Here is a 15,484-nt window from a genome sequence, read left to right on the forward strand (position 1 = left end):
CCCCTGAATGACAGGTTGACACTGATTCCGGCGGCGCTACCCTTCGATGCGTGAGAAATCGGCCACGCCGTGCACGGCATCGCGCAGCCGCGCAAGCAGCGAGAGGCGATAGGCGCGCTTGGCTTGGTCGGCATCGTTGACGGTCACCTGGTCAAAAAACGCATCGATCGGCCCGCGCAGGCTTGCGAGGGCCGCCATGGCCCCCGCAAAATCCTCTGCCGCGACCGCCGCAGAAGCTTTTGGCCCGGCCGCGTCGAGCGCGTCGATCAGTGCCTTTTCTGCTGGTTCTGGTGTGTAGGACAGCGTATTTTGCACCGCCGCCCGCTCGCGCATGGCATAGGCGACATCGGGATCGTCCACGGCAGCGAAGGGATCTTCCTCGCAATCGCGCGGAATGCGGGTGGAGGCGGCTTCGAAGCCTTCCTTCTTGAGGATGTTCGCCGCGCGCTTGTAGCCGGCGAGCAGGTTCGTGCCGTCTTCGGTGCCGACGAAGGCCTGAAGCGCGTGGACGCGGGCGAGCAGGCGGACGAGATCGTCCTCGCCGCCGAGCGCGAACACGGCGTCGATCAGATCATGGCGGACGCCGGCTTCCTTCTGCTGAACCTTTAGGCGGTCAGCGAAGAAGGTGAGCAATTGGTCAGCGACGACCGAAAGCGTCTCAAGAGGATCAGGGAAACGATTATGCGGAATGTCCCAGCGGTATTCCGCACATATTGCGTCACGGCTCTTTGACCAGAACTTTTCCTTAACGACGTCATCCATGACCGTAGCGTCGCCGCGCAGCATGATTTGACCCGCAACGATGGGCCAAAGGGCTAATCTAATCTGATTGGCTTCCAACAACCGCCAAATTGCGATTGCAGCGCGCCGCAGCGCAAAGGGATCCTTGGATCCAGTTGGCAATTCTCCGATTTCGAAAAATTTTGATATTGTGTCAAGCTTATCCGCCAGCGCCACCGCCACGGTTACCGGCGCGGTCGGCACGTCATCGCCCTGCCCGACGGGCTTGTAGTGATCGGCAATCGCATCGGCCACGGCGTCAGGCAGACCTTCGGCGCGGGCGTAGTAGCCGCCCATGAGGCCTTGGAGTTCAGGAAATTCGCCCACCATTTCGGTGACGAGATCGGCCTTGCACAGCCGCGCGGCGAGTTCGGCCTGATCGGCGTCGGCACCCTTGACCACGCCTTCTTCAACCAGCCAGCGCGCCAGCTTGGCAACGCGCTCGACCTTGTCGGCAACCGTTCCAAGCTTCTCATGGAAGGTAATCCGCGAGAGCTTCTTGGCCTGCTCCGCCAGCTTGGTCTTGCGGTCCTGCTGCCAGAAGAACCGCGCATCGCTGAGCCGTGCTGCGAGCACCTTGCGGTTGCCCGCCACAATACGTGCGCCGTCGTCCGTTGCTTCGATATTGGCGGTGCACACGAAGGCATTGGCCAGCTTTCCATCGCTTTCGCAGACGAAATACTTCTGGTTGGTCCGCGCCGTCAGCTGGATCACTTCGGGCGGCACTTCGAGGTATTCCTCGTCGAAACGGCCCAGCAGCGGCACCGGCCATTCGGTGAGGCCGGCGTTCTCGATCACCAGCCCTTCGTCTTCGACGAGGGTGAGCCCGGCAGCTTCGGCAGCCGCCTTGGCCTTCGTGCGGATCAGGTCCTGCCGCTCGGCGTGATCGACGATGACGTGGCAGGCGCGCAGCTTTTCCTGATAGTCGGAAACGCTCCCGATGGTGATTTCGCCCGGGCAGTGGAACCGGTGGCCCCGGGTGGCATAGCCAGACGCAATGCCGCCGACTTCGCAGGCGACGAGGTCTTCGCCAAAGATCGCGACAATGCCCGAAAGCGGGCGCACCCAGCGCATGGATTCGGTGCTGATCGAGGCGGCACCCCAGCGCTGCGACTTGGGCCACGGGAAGGCGCGGACGATGGCGGGGATCGCCTCAGCCAGCACGTCTGCCGTGGCGCGGCCCGGCTTTTCGCTGATGGCGAAGAGCACGCCGTCACGCTCGGTCAGCTGGTCTTCGGTGAGGCCAGTCTTGCGCAGGAAACCTTCGAGCGCCTGCGGCGGAGCGCCCACGCGCGGGCCCTTCACTTCCTCCGAAACGGCGGCTGTCGCCTCCGGCAGGTTGCGGGCGATCAGGGTAAGGCGGCGCGGGGTCGACCAGACGGTGACTTCGCCAACAGCCACGCCGGCGGCACCCATTTCCTTGCGGAACAGCTTTTCGAGGTCAGCGCGTGCGCCGGCCTGCATGCGGGCGGGAATTTCTTCCGAGCGCAGTTCGAGGAGGAAATCGCTCATACCGTCCACCCCGGATACTTCGCTTCCCACTGGGCGCGGTTCTTTTCGATCCATGCCTGGCACGATCCCTTGGCGAGATCGCGCACCCGGCCGATGTAGCTGGCGCGTTCCTGCACCGAGATGACGCCGCGCGCCTGCAGCAGGTTGAACAGGTGGCTCGCCTCGATGGCCTGGTCATAGGCGGCGAGCGGGATTTCCGCCTCTATGCAGCGCTTGCACTCGGCCTCGGCGTGCTGGAAGCCCTTGAACAGGGCCTCGGTGTCGGCAATCTCGAAGTTGTACTTCGACAGCTGCTGCTCGTTGGCGAGGAAGACGTCGCCATAGCTCACGCCTTCGTTGTTGAAGCGCAGGTCATAGACGTTGTCGACGCCCTGGATGTACATGGCGAGACGTTCGAGGCCGTAGGTGAGTTCGCCCGCCACCGGCTTGCAATCGAACCCGCCGACCTGCTGGAAATAAGTGAACTGGGTAACCTCCATGCCGTCACACCAGACTTCCCAGCCCAGCCCCCAGGCGCCGAGCGTCGGGCTTTCCCAGTCGTCCTCGACAAAGCGGATGTCGTGCGCCAGCGGATCGACGCCGATCTCGGCCAGCGATTGCAGGTAGAGTTCCTGCAGGTTTTCCGGGTTCGGCTTCAGGATCACCTGATACTGGTAATAGTGCTGCAGCCGGTTCGGGTTCTCACCGTAGCGGCCGTCGGTCGGGCGGCGGCTCGGCTGCACATAGGCGGCCTTCCACGGCTCCGGCCCCAACGCGCGCAGCGTGGTGGCGGGATGGAACGTCCCTGCCCCCATGCGCATGTCATAGGGTTGCAGGATCAGGCAGCCTTGCGCGCTCCAGAACGAATGGAGACGCAGGATCATGTCCTGGAAGGAAAGCGGTGCAGAAACCTCGGCCATGCGCGGCCCTTTGGCCGATGGAGGGGCGCAAATCAACCTTCGGATGGTGATGTGTCAGGTTGTCTTGACACTGTCAGAGAATCACGACATATAGTCATGTATACCTGACATAAGGACAGGTCTTGATGACATGAACAACAAGCTCAAGGTCCTGCGCGCGATGCGAAACTGGAGTCAGGCGGATCTTGCCGAACACCTCGACGTGTCCCGCCAGGCGGTGAACGCGATCGAGACGGGCAAGCACGATCCCTCACTTCCGCTCGCTTTCCGCATTGCGCGGCTGTTTGAACTTTCGATCGAGGAGATCTTCGATGACCAACACTGATGATATCCGCAGCGAGGGAATGTCGCCATTCAAACGCGCTGCGCTGGTGATCGGCGGCGTCCTGATCGCGGTTTTCGCGCTGGGCGTAATTGTCGGCTATACCAAGGCGGCGATTGCTGGCGGTACGTTCGGCTGGAAGTCACTGCTGGTTTATGTGGTCGCCGCAGCCGTGGTGCTAGGCGGGCTATGGATGATCCGCCGCGGCGCGACGAAATTTACGCTCTCCCGATCGCCGAAGATGCGCGAATACCAGTTGGTCGTGCTCGGCACCTGCCTGCTTGGCGCGGTACTGGGCGGCCTGATGCAACTGGGTGCGCCCGACGGTGCCGATGCGGGCCTGAGCGTGTTTTCATACAATGCGCCGATCAGCCCGGCCGTGGCGGCAGTCATGCTGGCCTCGCTACCCCTGCTCGCCTGGCTCTATTACCGTTGGCACAAGACTGCCGATGAGCACGAGCAGGCTGCCTACAATTTTGGCGCGGTGCTGGGCATCTACACCTATTTCTTCGCCTCGATCGGCTGGTGGGTCGCCTGGCGCGGCGGGATTCTGCTCGAGCCGGACGGCCTCGCCATTTTCTGGGCGGTGATCATCGTCTGGTCGATTGGCTGGATCTGGCATCGCTTCCGCTGAATTTGTCCTCTTTTCTCAAAGCTGTTTCGCCTTAAGGAGTCCCCCATGAAATTTATCTCGAAATCTTTTGCCTGCGCCGCTGCGCTTGCCATCACCTTCGCCGGCGCCCCTGCGTTCGCCAAAACGGCCAAGCCCGCCGCCCCCATGCCATCCACGGCCAAGCCGGCGCTGTGGAAGCTGTCGGACCCTGACACGACGATCTATCTGTTCGGTACTATCCACGTCCTGCCCAAGGGCATCACCTGGCTCGAAGGTCCGGTCGCCACGGCGCTTGACCGTTCGGATACGCTGGTGACCGAGATTCCCGAGGTCCAGCCGGCATCGATGCAGGCGCTGGTCGGCAAGCTGGCGGTGCTGCCCAAGGGCCAGTCGCTGAAAACCGTGCTGCCGGCCAAGGACTATACGCTGGTCACCAAGGCGCTCACCGATAACGGCATTCCGGCCGGCGCGCTCGATCCGCTTGAGCCGTGGTTCGTCGCGGTGACGCTGTCCACTCTGCCCCTGCTGAAGGAAGGCTATTCCCCTGAAAGCGGCGTCGAAGCGGCGCTTCAGGCTCGCGCCAAGACAGCGAAGGTGCCGCAGATCGGCCTGGAAACGGCTGAATTCCAGCTCGGCATCTTCGATGCCCTGCCGCAAAAGTCGCAGGTGTCTTACCTTCGCGAAGTCGTCAAAGGCATGCCCAAACTGAAGGGCCAGATCGATTCCATGGTGCGCTATTGGGCGGTCGGCAACCATGAGAAGCTGGGCCAGATGATGAACGCTGACCAGACCGATCCGGCGCTGATGAAGGCGCTGCTGACCAACCGCAATCGTAACTGGACCGGCTGGATCAAGCAGCGGCTCGACCAGCCGGGCACGGTGTTCATCGCGGTCGGTGCGGGTCACCTCGCCGGTAAGGACAGCGTGCAGTCGATGCTGAAGAAGCAGGGCTTCAAGATCACCCGGGTGCAGTAATCATGCGCAAGCTGCTCGCCGCCCTGACTTTGGCAGCCCTCGCCGCCTGCTCCCGCCCTGACGAGGCGAAGCCGGCAATGTGGGAAGTCACCGGTCCGGGCGGCGAGCATGCCTGGCTGTTCGGCACGATCCACATGCTGCCACGCGCGGCGGAATGGCGATCGCGCGATATCGATCAGGCGCTGGCGAGCGCCGATATGATCGTTCTGGAAATCGCCAATATCGAAGACACCGGCGGCATGGGCGCGGTCTTTACCGAACTGGCCAATAGCCCCGGACTGCCGCCGCTGAGCGAACGGGTTGATCCAACGGTTCGCCCGGCGCTGCAAAAGCTCTACGCCGAAACCAAGGCGCAGGACGCAACCTTTGCCAATGTCGAAACCTGGGCCGCCGCGCTTACCTTGGCCCAACTGGCCAACAAGACCGCGCAGTCAGATCACGGCATCGACCTCGCGCTGGTCAAGGCCGTTCCCGGCAAGCCGCGCGGCGAACTGGAAGGCACGCGCCGGCAACTGGGGATATTCGATACCCTGCCCGAAAAGGAACAGCGCGACCTGCTCAACGCAGCGCTGCGCGATGACCGCGACGAGGCCGGCGAGGTGGAACTGGCCGAGGCGTGGCGCAAGGGGGACATGGCGCTGATCGCCCGCGAAACCCGGACCGGCATCCTTGCCGACCCGGAACTGCGGCAGGCGCTCTATTCGGACCGCAATGCCGCATGGATCGTCCAGATCGAAGACATGCTGCGCAAGGGGCATCGCCCGTTCGTCGCCGTTGGCGCCGCACATCTCGCCGCCGATGATGGCCTGCCCGCACTGATGCAGAAGCGGGGTTGGAAGGTGAAGCGGGTTCAATAGCCCACGCCGGCCAACCCTGCGGCCGCCGTCATTCCTTGCATTTCCCGCGCAACCCCGCTAACGGCGCGCCCTTCCCGTCATGGTCATCCCTGGAGGCGTGACGGAGAAGTTGTACAATTTTTCGTTTTTCGAAAGGCTAGTCATATGAGCGATACTCTGACCCTGCCGGCCGAGACGCGTGATCGGGCAGGCAAGGGAGCCTCCCGTGCACTGCGTCGTGAAGGCCGCGTCCCTGCCGTTGTTTATGGTAACAACGAAGACCCCCAGTCGATCCACATCGAGGAAAAGGAACTGCGCCGCCAGCTTGGCACCGGGCACTTCTTCAACTCGATCGTCGAGATTTCGGTTGGTGGAACGACCGTGCGGACGCTTCCGAAGGACGTTGCATTCCACCCCGTCAGCGATCGTCCGCTGCATGTGGACTTCCTGCGCATTTCGAAGGACCACAAGGTCCACGTCAACGTGCCGGTGCACTTCATCAATGAAGAAGCCTCGCCGGGCCTGAAGCGTGGCGGCGTGCTCAACATCGTTCGTCACGAGCTTGATCTGGTCTGCGACCCGGAAAGCATTCCTGACGAAGTGGCCATCGACGTGACCGGTTTCGACCTTGGCGCTTCGATCCATATCAGCCACGTGACGCTTCCGGCAGGTGCGGTTTCGGCCATTACCGACCGTGACTTCACCATCGCCACCATCGTTGCCCCTTCGGGACTGCGCAGCGAAGCGAGCGAAGCGGCCGAGGGCGAATAATCGCCTGCGGTTTTCCGCTGCATTGACGGGGAAGGCAGGCCTGCCCCATCACAGACCGGGCCACAGCGATGTGGCCCGGTTTTTGTTTGGAGAATTTCAGTGCAGCTTTGGGTCGGCCTAGGCAATCCCGGTCCGCAATATGCCATGCACCGGCACAATGTCGGCTTCATGGTCTGCGATACGCTCGCCGATTTTCACGACTTCGGCCCCGTGCAGAAGAAGTTCCAGGGCTGGCTGCAAGAGGGGCGCATCGGCACTGAAAAGGTGCTGCTGCTGAAACCGGCGACCTTCATGAACGAATCTGGCCGCGCCGTTGGTGAGGCGCTGCGCTTCTACAAACTTGGCACCGACGCACTGACCGTGTTCCATGACGAGCTCGACCTCGCTCCCTTCAAGGTCAAGGTGAAGCAGGGCGGCGGCACGGCGGGTCATAACGGCCTGCGTTCGATCGACCAGCACCTCGGTCCTGACTTCCGCCGAGTGCGGCTCGGCATCGGCCATCCGGGGCACAAGGACCGGGTGACCGGTTATGTGCTGGGCAATTACGCCAAGTCCGAAATGGACGATCTCGCCAGCATGCTCGGCGCGGTGGCGGCAGAGGCCGAATGGCTGACCAAGGGCGACGACGTGCGTTTCATGAGCGATGTCGCGCTGCGCCAGCAGGACTGAGGCCAATGCGCCGCGTCCTGATTATCGGATCGCCGGGTGCGGGAAAATCGACGCTTTCGCGGGCGCTGGCGGCGCGGACCGCTCTGCCGCTTTACCACATGGACCGGCTGCACTGGCTGCCCGGCTGGATCGAGCGCGACCGCGACGAGGCATTTGGCGAAGTGCGCGAGGTGCAGGCGCAGGAACGCTGGATCATCGACGGCAATTACGGCTCCACCCTGCCCGAACGGGTCAAGCGCGCCGATACCGTGGTCTGGCTCGACTATCCCACCGCGCAATGCCTGTGGCGCGTATTCCGCCGCTGGTGGCAGTATCGCGGCACCAACCGGCCGGACATGACCGAAGGCTGCAACGAGAATATCAATTGGGAATTCCTCCATTTCGTCGCCACGTTCCGCCGTGGCTGGCATGAGCGCAACGGGCAGGCCTTGTGCAACTTCCCGGGAACAGTGATCAAGCTGTCATCCCAGCGTGAAACCGATGCCTGGCTGGCGACTATACCCCCCGCCTGATTTCACCTCGACAGCGGCGCGCGCTGCGATAGTCTCCGCTTCGGGAAGGGCCGATGGAGACTCCGATGGAAGAGCTGACCAGAAGAACCGTGCTGGCCGGAACCGGTACCCTTGTTGCCGCATTTGCCGCATCGGCAGGCAATGCCGCCAGTCCTGCTGCCAAACCCGATCTCAAGGGCAAGTCGATCCTTATCACCGGCACCTCGTCGGGCTTTGGCCGCGTGGGGGCGCTGCTCTATGCACGGCTTGGGGCCCAGGTCTTCGCGACGATGCGGAACCTGCCGCGACCGGAAGCGGACGAACTGCGCAAGATCGCCAAGGACGAAAAGCTCGATATCACCGTCCTGCCGCTCGACGTGCGGAGCGAGGCGCAGGTCAATGCGACCATTGCGCAGGCCGAGAAACTGGCCGGCGGCGCGCTCGACGTACTGGTCAACAATGCCGGTGTGGTCTTCGGCGGTCCGGTCGAGGTGCATGACATGGAGGCGGCGCAATTCGCCTTCGACACCAACGTCTTCGGACCCCTGCGCACCATGCGCGCCGCCCTGCCTGCAATGCGAGCCCGCAAGTCGGGCGTGATCGTCAACATCTCCTCGCAGCAGGGGCGTTTCGTCATGGCCGGCGGCGGGCTCTATGCGCCGACCAAGTTTGCGCTCGAGGCCATGAGCGAGCAGCTTGCCTATGAAGTCGCTCCGCACGGGATCGAAGTGTTGATCATCGAACCGGGCGGCTATCCGACCAGTGTCGGCATCAACCGCGCGCGTTATCAGAACGAACTTGCCGCCCGCATTCCCGAACGCCACGCCAGTGGCTATGCCGAGCAGGTCGCCCGGTTGAAGGCCCCGCCCCCGGATCCGGCGCGCGTGGCGGCGGCTATGGCGGCTTCTCCCATGGGCCGCAGCGATCCGATCGACATTCCCAATGCCATCGCCGAAGTGCTCGCCATGACGCCTGGGTCTCGCCCGCTGCGCCGGGCAGTCCACCCGGTCAGCCGCCCGCAGGAGCCGATCAACGAGGTATCGCGGCAGGTTCAGCTCAAGCTGGCAGAGGGCAGCCCGAACGGTGTCTGGGTGAAAGCCGTGCTCGACTGAGGTCCGACAGGGGTGGCGCTCAGGCCAACACACCGCTAAGCGCGCGCCAGCTTATCTATAGGATCAAGAGAAAATGGGTTTCCGCTGCGGTATCGTCGGCCTGCCGAATGTCGGCAAGTCTACCCTGTTCAACGCGCTGACTGAAACGCAGGCGGCGCAGGCGGCGAACTATCCGTTCTGCACGATCGAGCCGAACGTCGGCAATGTCGGCGTGCCCGATCCCCGGCTGGATCAGCTCGCCGCCATCGCCGGCAGCCAGAAGATCATTCCAACCCAGCTCGGCTTCGTTGACATCGCGGGCCTCGTGCGCGGGGCGAGCAAGGGCGAAGGCCTCGGCAACCAGTTCCTCGGCAACATCCGCGAGGTCGATGCCATCGTCCACGTGCTGCGCTGCTTCGAGAATGACGACATTCAGCACGTCGACAACAAGGTCGATCCGGTGTCCGACGCCGATACGGTCGAAACCGAACTGATGCTTTCCGACCTCGAGAGCCTCGAAAAGCGCGTTCCCGCCGCACAGAAAAAGGCCGCGCAGGGCGACAAGGAAAACAAGCTGATCGCCGCCGTGCTCGCCCCCGCGCTCGTACTGCTGCGCGAAGGCAAGCCCGCCCGCCTCGCCCGTCCTGATGGTGAAGACGAACTGCGCGTGTTCAATCAGGCCCAGCTGCTCACCGCCAAGCCGGTACTCTACGTCTGCAACGTGGACGAAGAGAGCGCCGCCAATGGTAACGACTTTTCCGCCAAGGTCTTCGAAAAGGCCAAGGCCGAGGGCGCCAATGCCGTGATCGTCTCCGCCGCCATCGAGAGCGAACTGGTCGGCATGGACCCGGAAGAGCGCATGGTTTTCCTTGAAGAGATGGGCCTCCACGAAACCGGTCTCGCCCGCGTGATCCGCTCGGGCTATGACCTGCTCCACCTGATCACCTTCTTCACCGTTGGCCCCAAGGAAGCGCGGGCATGGACCGTACACCGCGGTGCCAAGGCCCCGGACGCGGCAGGCGAGATCCACTCCGACATGCAGCGCGGCTTCATCCGTGCCGAAACCATCGCCTTCGATGATTTCATCGGTCTCGGCGGCGAATCCGGCGCCAAGGATGCCGGCAAGCTGCGGCAGGAAGGCAAGGAATACGTCGTGCAGGACGGTGACGTCATGCACTTCAAGTTCAACGTCTGATCGGCTATATTGCCATCATGGTGCGCCGCCTGCTTGCCTGTCTGCTGATCCTCTGCCTCGCGGCCCCGGCGCTGGCCGTGTCGCAGCATTGCGCCGAGCCGGTACAGGTGAGCGAAACCGACACTCAGGCGCATCACGGCCATCACCAGCCCGAAGCGCCCGTCCAGAAGCAGGCCGGCGCGGTGCCGCATGACTGCATCGGTTGCATCGCGCCCTATTCCGATGGCCTGCGCCTCAGCGCTCAGCCTTTCGTCTTTGCCGCAGAGCCGGTCGCGGCAATTACCGACCAACTCAGCGGATTCGCCGTCCAGCCCGCCCTGCCGCCGCCGCGAGCCTGATTGCTTCGCCGCGTGATGCGGCGCATTTCCAGCAATCAGAACAGGACCTATTCCGATGAGAATGACCCGCTTGGCGGCGCTTGCCTGCGCCGCTTCGATCGCCAGTCCAGCGCTGGCGCAGAACCACAAACATGATCACGGCGCGCATGAAGAGGCGCCGGCTGCCGGGCCTGCGCCTGCCCCTGCCCCAGCTCCGGCGCCCGTTTCTGCTCCCGCAGCAGATCCCCATGCTGGCCACAATATGTCCGGCCACGACATGACCGGCCACGAAATGAAGGGCATGGATCACAAGGCGGACCACTCTGTGTCGACCCAGCCTGCCGAGGGCTCCGGCACCGCGCGTCTCCCAGCACTCGAAGGCGGGATGCGTGGGCTGCACATCAATTCGGGCAACTGGATGGTGATGCTCCACGGCGACGTGTCGGCCAAGTACACCAAGGCCACCGGCCCGCGCGGCGATGACAAGTTCTATTCCACCTCAATGCTCATGGCCGTCGCCCAGACCGAGCCGGAATGGGGCCGCGTGCAGCTGAAATCGATGCTCAGCCTTGAACCGGCGATGGATGCCGAGGGCTACCCCAACCTTTTCGCGACGGGTGAGACGGCAGGCGGCCTGCCGCTGGTCGATCGCCAGCATCCGCACGATCTGTTCATGGAACTTGCGGCGCGCGTTGATTTCAACATTGGCGATAAGACGCGCCTGTTCCTCTATGGCGGCCCGGTCGGCGAACCCGCGCTTGGACCCTCGGCCTTCATGCATCGCGGGTCGGCGGCCTATAATCCCGAGCCGCCCATCGCGCACCACTGGTTCGATTCGACGCACATTACCTATGGCGTCGTCACGGCTGGCCTTGCCGGCAACACGTGGCAGATCGAAGCCTCGGCTTTTCGTGGGCGCGAGCCTGACGAAGACCGCTGGGATATCGAGACGCCGAAGCTCGATTCCTGGTCGGTGCGCGGCACGCTGAACCCGACGCCCAACTGGGCGATTCAGGCCAGCTACGGCGAGATCAAGGAGCCTGAGGCCGTGCACCCCGGTGAGAACGAGCATCGCTTCACCGCCTCTGCGCACTATGCCAGCGAGGCGGTCTCCGCCATGCTCGCCTACAGCGCCAAGAAGCGTGTTCCGGGCGAAACCCTTTCGGCATGGCTGGGCGAAGTGAACTGGAAGCTCGACAGCAAGAACGTGCTGTTCGGACGGTTCGAGAACGTGGCGAATGACGAGCTGTTCCCCGATCACAGCCACCCCCTGCATGACGAAAAGTTCCGCGTCAGCAAGTTCCAGGCGGGATACGCACGGCGCATTCCGCTGGGTGACACGTTCCAGCTGGCACTCGGCGGCAGTGTCGCCGCCTATGCCAAGCCGGATGTGCTGGATCCCTATTACGGGAAGTCGCCGATGGGCTATACGCTCTTCGCGAAACTCTCGTTGGGACACTAGACGCATGGAATGGTTCGAGGATCTGGTACTGGACAAGGTCGAACGCTTCGGCTCTTACGCGGTCACGCGTGAGGAAGTGCTCGATTTCGCGCGCAAATATGATCCCCAGCCGTTCCACCTCGATGACGCCGCCGCCGCGCAGACCCACTTCGGGCGCGTGGCGGCGAGCGGTTGGCACACCTGCGGCATGACCATGGCGATGATCGTGAAATATCAAGACGAGCGCGGCCATCAGGGGCTTGGCTCACCCGGCATCGACGAACTGCGCTTCCTTAAGCCGGTCTATCCCGGCGACACGCTCACCTGCGAGCGCGAAGTGCTGGAAAAGCGGGTCAGCGCGTCGAAGCCCGACATGGGGATTTTCCGGACGCGCGTGCGGACGCTGAACCAGCATGGCGAGGCGGTGCTGAGTTATGTGGCGAATGCGTTTGTGCAGGTGCGGCCGGGCTGATCACTTCCGCCCAAACAGCTTCTCGACATCACCCAGCGCCAGTTTAACCCACGTCGGCCGCCCATGATTGCACTGGCCCGAACGCGGCGTGCGTTCCATTTCCCTGAGCAGTGCGTTCATCTCGGCAACTGACAGCGAGCGCCCTGCCCGCACCGATCCGTGGCAGGCCATCGTCGCCAGTACGAGGTCGAGCCGTTCGCCGAGCAGCAGGGCATCGCCGTTCTGGGCAAGGTCGTCGGCAATATCGCGGACGAGGGCCTGGACGTCACCCTGACCTAGTACCGAGGGGACCGAGCGGACCAGCATCGCGTCCGGGCCGAAGCGTTCGAGCGTGAGGCCGAAGCGGGCAAAGTCTTCCGCACGTTCCTCAAGCCGGTCGCAGACCGGTTCGTCGAGTTCGACGACTTCGGGGATTAGCAGCGCCTGCGCATTGGTCATTTTGTCGCCCGCCCCGGCGGCTTTGAGCCGTTCCAGCACCAGCCGTTCGTGCGCGGCGTGCTGGTCGACGATGATCAGGCCGTCCTCCGCCTCGGCGACGATATAAGTGCCCGCAACCTGTCCGCGCGCCACCCCGAGCGGGAATTGCTGCGCCTCCGCCGGCTGCTCTTCCGCCATTTCGGCGCGGGCCATTGGCGGGGCCATCACGGCCACTTCATAGCCGCGCCACGCCTGCCCGGCATCGCTTACCCGCGACAGCGGCGCGGAATATTCCCGCGCGAACAACGAGCCGAGCGTCGGTTCAGGTCGCACCGGTTCAACCTGCCACTGCGCCATCGCGGAAGCGGCAGGAGCCTGCGCGCTGCGCCGGTCGCCGCTGTCGAGCGCTTGCCTCAGACCACCAACGATGAAGCCGCGCACAAAGCCGGGATCGCGGAAACGGACTTCGGTCTTGGCCGGATGGACATTCACGTCGACATCCTGCGGCGGCAGGTCGAGGAACAGCGCCAGCACCGCGTGGCGGTCGCGCGCCAGCATGTCCGAATAGGCACCGCGCACAGCGCCGATCAGCAGCCGGTCCTTCACCGGGCGGCCATTGACGAACAGGTACTGGTGATCGGCCACACCGCGGTTGTAGGTCGGCAGGCCGGCCACGCCGGTCAGCCGCATGTCACCGCGCTCGACCGAGACGGCCACGCCGTTGTCCGCCAGTTCGCGCGCGATGATCCGCGCCACGCGCTCGGCCAGCGCCTCGCCGGGTTGGACTGCGAGTGCGCGGCGACCGTCGTGTTCCAAGGTGAAGCCGATGTCCGGCCGCGCCATGGCCAGCCGGCGCACGACATCAAGGCAGGCGGCGTATTCAGACCGCGCCGAGCGCAGGAATTTGCGCCGCGCCGGGACCTGCGCGAACAGGTTCTCGACCCGGATGCGGGTGCCGGGCGGGAGCGCCGCCGGGCCTTCCTCGGCCAGCTTGCCGTGATCGATCACGCGTTGCCACCCGCTGTCCTCGCCCCGCACGCGGCTTTCGATGGTGAGACGGGCGACCGACGCGATCGAAGGCAGGGCCTCGCCGCGAAAGCCCAGTGTGGCGACCAGTTCGATCGCCTCATCCGGCAGCTTTGACGTCGCGTGGCGTTCCAGCGCCAGTTCCATCTCCGCCGGGTCCATGCCGCAGCCATCGTCGGTCACTTCGATCAGGTCGAGCCCGCCGGCTGACAGGCGCACGGCGATGTTCGTCGAACCTGCATCAATGGCGTTCTCGACCAGCTCTTTCAGCGCAGCAGCAGGCCGTTCGACCACCTCGCCGGCGGCGATGCGGTTTACAAGATTTTCGGGCAGGCGGCGGATCACTGGCATTGCGCGGTTAGCCTAGCGGTGAAGCGATGCGAATTCGAGCCGGAGCGCGGCGGAATCTGTGGCTAGCCCAACAAAATTTTGGCCTTTCCCGGGGGCATGCGCTAATGGGCGGCCTCCCCCGCCTTCCGGCCGGCCTATAGCCACCGCAGGAAATGCGGTTAATAGTTTGTTATAAAACGGATTTTTCAATGGCATCCTTCCTGTCGCGATTCTTCAAACTTGGCTCGCAGAACATGGCAATCGATCTGGGGACGGCGAACACGCTGGTCTATGTGCAGGATCGCGGAATTGTCCTTAATGAACCGTCGGTTGTCGCGATTGAGACGATCAATGGCGTCAAGCGCGTGAAGGCCGTTGGCGACGACGCGAAGATGATGATGGGCAAGACCCCGGACAGCATCGAAGCCATCCGCCCGCTGCGCGATGGCGTGATCGCCGACATCGAAGTCGCCGAAGAAATGATCAAGCACTTCATTCGCAAGGTGCATGGCGGCCGCTCGGTATTCCGCCGGCAGGAAATCGTGATCTGCGTGCCCTCGGGCTCGACCTCGGTGGAACGCCGCGCGATCCGTGACGCGGCATCGAACGCCGGCGCTTCGGAAGTGTTTCTCATCCTTGAGCCGATGGCTGCCGCTATCGGTGCTGACATGCCGGTGACCGAACCGATCGGCTCGATGGTGGTCGATATCGGCGGCGGCACGACCGAAGTCGCCGTGCTGTCGCTGCGCGGCCTCGCTTACACCACGTCGGTGCGTGTTGGCGGTGACAAGATGGACGAAGCCATCGTTTCCTATGTCCGCCGCCATCACAACCTGCTGATCGGCGAAGCCACGGCAGAGCGCATCAAGAAGGACTACGGCGTTGCCACCACGCCGCTCGACGGCATTGGTGAGACGATCCACATCAAGGGCCGCGACCTCGTCAACGGCGTGCCCAAGGAAATCACCATCACGCAGGCCAACCTGGCCGAGGCGCTTAACGAACCGATCAGCGCCATTGTCGAAGGCGTTCGCATCGCGCTCGAAAACACCGCGCCGGAACTGGCTGCAGACATCGTCGACCAGGGCATCGTGCTTACGGGCGGCGGCGCACTGATCAAGGGACTCGACGAATTCCTGCGCGAGGAAACCGGCCTGCCGGTCTCGGTCGCAGAGGATCCGCTGTCCTGCGTCGCTCTCGGCACCGGGCGGGCGATGGAAGAACCGATGTACCGCGGCGTTCTGATGACCGCCTGATCGTCTTGAGGAATATCGGCGGTCGCAAGCGTCTGGAGGGGCTGGAAGCGCGAACGTCGGGATAGAAGGAG

16 protein-coding genes are annotated in these 15,484 nt (G+C 63.7%); 13 read left to right on the plus strand and 3 right to left on the minus strand.

Translation table 11 applies throughout. The features are described from left to right. Positions 1-36: 36 nt before the first annotated feature. Positions 37-2,292, minus strand: coding sequence for a glycine--tRNA ligase subunit beta (gene glyS / locus WG900_RS04105; protein ID WP_339964881.1), 2,256 nt, complete (start codon positions 2,290-2,292; stop codon positions 37-39). Continuing rightward, a complete protein-coding gene (locus tag WG900_RS04110; RefSeq protein ID WP_310531694.1) occupies positions 2,289-3,191 on the minus strand; it encodes a glycine--tRNA ligase subunit alpha in 903 nt (300 codons plus the stop codon). Before WG900_RS04110 ends, glyS begins: the two co-directional genes overlap by 4 nt. A gap of 130 nt (positions 3,192-3,321) precedes the next feature. Between WG900_RS04110 and WG900_RS04115 the strand changes: the two genes are divergently transcribed. The 12 genes from WG900_RS04115 (at position 3,322) to WG900_RS04170 (ending at position 12,384) form a co-directional block, all read left to right on the plus strand. Then, positions 3,322-3,516, plus strand: coding sequence for a helix-turn-helix transcriptional regulator (locus WG900_RS04115; RefSeq protein ID WP_310531695.1), 195 nt, complete (start codon positions 3,322-3,324; stop codon positions 3,514-3,516). Then, on the plus strand, positions 3,503-4,147 hold the full coding sequence (locus WG900_RS04120) for a hypothetical protein (protein WP_339964883.1): 645 nt from the start codon (positions 3,503-3,505) through the stop codon (positions 4,145-4,147). The genes WG900_RS04115 and WG900_RS04120 overlap by 14 nt, the downstream gene beginning before the upstream one ends. A gap of 45 nt (positions 4,148-4,192) precedes the next feature. Continuing rightward, entirely contained in the window at positions 4,193-5,101 is a 909-nt protein-coding gene (locus WG900_RS04125; RefSeq protein ID WP_339964885.1) for a TraB/GumN family protein, read from the plus strand. A gap of 2 nt (positions 5,102-5,103) precedes the next feature. After that, complete coding sequence (locus WG900_RS04130; RefSeq protein ID WP_339964888.1) at positions 5,104-5,958, plus strand: TraB/GumN family protein; 855 nt, start codon at positions 5,104-5,106, stop codon at positions 5,956-5,958. Positions 5,959-6,102: 144 nt separating this feature from the next. Beyond that, on the plus strand, positions 6,103-6,708 hold the full coding sequence (locus WG900_RS04135; protein ID WP_339964890.1) for a 50S ribosomal protein L25/general stress protein Ctc: 606 nt from the start codon (positions 6,103-6,105) through the stop codon (positions 6,706-6,708). A 99-nt stretch (positions 6,709-6,807) separates the two neighbouring features. Further along, positions 6,808-7,377: an aminoacyl-tRNA hydrolase gene (gene pth / locus WG900_RS04140; protein WP_339964891.1), complete on the plus strand. Its 570-nt coding sequence runs from the start codon at positions 6,808-6,810 to the stop codon at positions 7,375-7,377. Between the two features lie 5 nt (positions 7,378-7,382). Continuing rightward, positions 7,383-7,889: a P-loop NTPase family protein gene (locus WG900_RS04145; protein WP_339964892.1), complete on the plus strand. Its 507-nt coding sequence runs from the start codon at positions 7,383-7,385 to the stop codon at positions 7,887-7,889. Positions 7,890-7,954: 65 nt separating this feature from the next. After that, the gene (locus WG900_RS04150; protein ID WP_339964893.1) at positions 7,955-8,980 is read left to right on the plus strand and encodes an SDR family NAD(P)-dependent oxidoreductase; all 1,026 of its coding nucleotides are present in this window, start codon (positions 7,955-7,957) and stop codon (positions 8,978-8,980) included. A gap of 73 nt (positions 8,981-9,053) precedes the next feature. Further along, positions 9,054-10,154, plus strand: a complete 1,101-nt coding sequence (gene ychF, locus WG900_RS04155; RefSeq protein ID WP_339964894.1) for a redox-regulated ATPase YchF — start codon at positions 9,054-9,056, stop codon at positions 10,152-10,154. Positions 10,155-10,171: 17 nt separating this feature from the next. After that, the gene (locus WG900_RS04160; protein WP_339964895.1) at positions 10,172-10,492 is read left to right on the plus strand and encodes a hypothetical protein; all 321 of its coding nucleotides are present in this window, start codon (positions 10,172-10,174) and stop codon (positions 10,490-10,492) included. 61 nt (positions 10,493-10,553) lie between these two features. Beyond that, positions 10,554-11,933: a hypothetical protein gene (locus tag WG900_RS04165; RefSeq protein WP_339964896.1), complete on the plus strand. Its 1,380-nt coding sequence runs from the start codon at positions 10,554-10,556 to the stop codon at positions 11,931-11,933. 4 nt (positions 11,934-11,937) lie between these two features. Beyond that, positions 11,938-12,384, plus strand: coding sequence for a MaoC family dehydratase (locus tag WG900_RS04170; protein ID WP_339964899.1), 447 nt, complete (start codon positions 11,938-11,940; stop codon positions 12,382-12,384). Here WG900_RS04170 and mutL read toward each other — a convergent pair whose 3' ends face one another. Beyond that, complete coding sequence (gene mutL / locus WG900_RS04175) at positions 12,385-14,178, minus strand: DNA mismatch repair endonuclease MutL (protein WP_339964901.1); 1,794 nt, start codon at positions 14,176-14,178, stop codon at positions 12,385-12,387. A gap of 188 nt (positions 14,179-14,366) precedes the next feature. Between mutL and WG900_RS04180 the strand changes: the two genes are divergently transcribed. Continuing rightward, positions 14,367-15,413 (plus strand): rod shape-determining protein, encoded by a 1,047-nt coding sequence (locus WG900_RS04180; RefSeq protein WP_310532056.1) that lies wholly within the window; start codon positions 14,367-14,369, stop codon positions 15,411-15,413. Positions 15,414-15,484 lie beyond the last annotated feature (71 nt).

The organism is Novosphingobium aquae, from assembly GCF_037572715.1.
GTDB classification, from domain to species: Bacteria; Pseudomonadota; Alphaproteobacteria; order Sphingomonadales; family Sphingomonadaceae; genus Novosphingobium; species Novosphingobium aquae.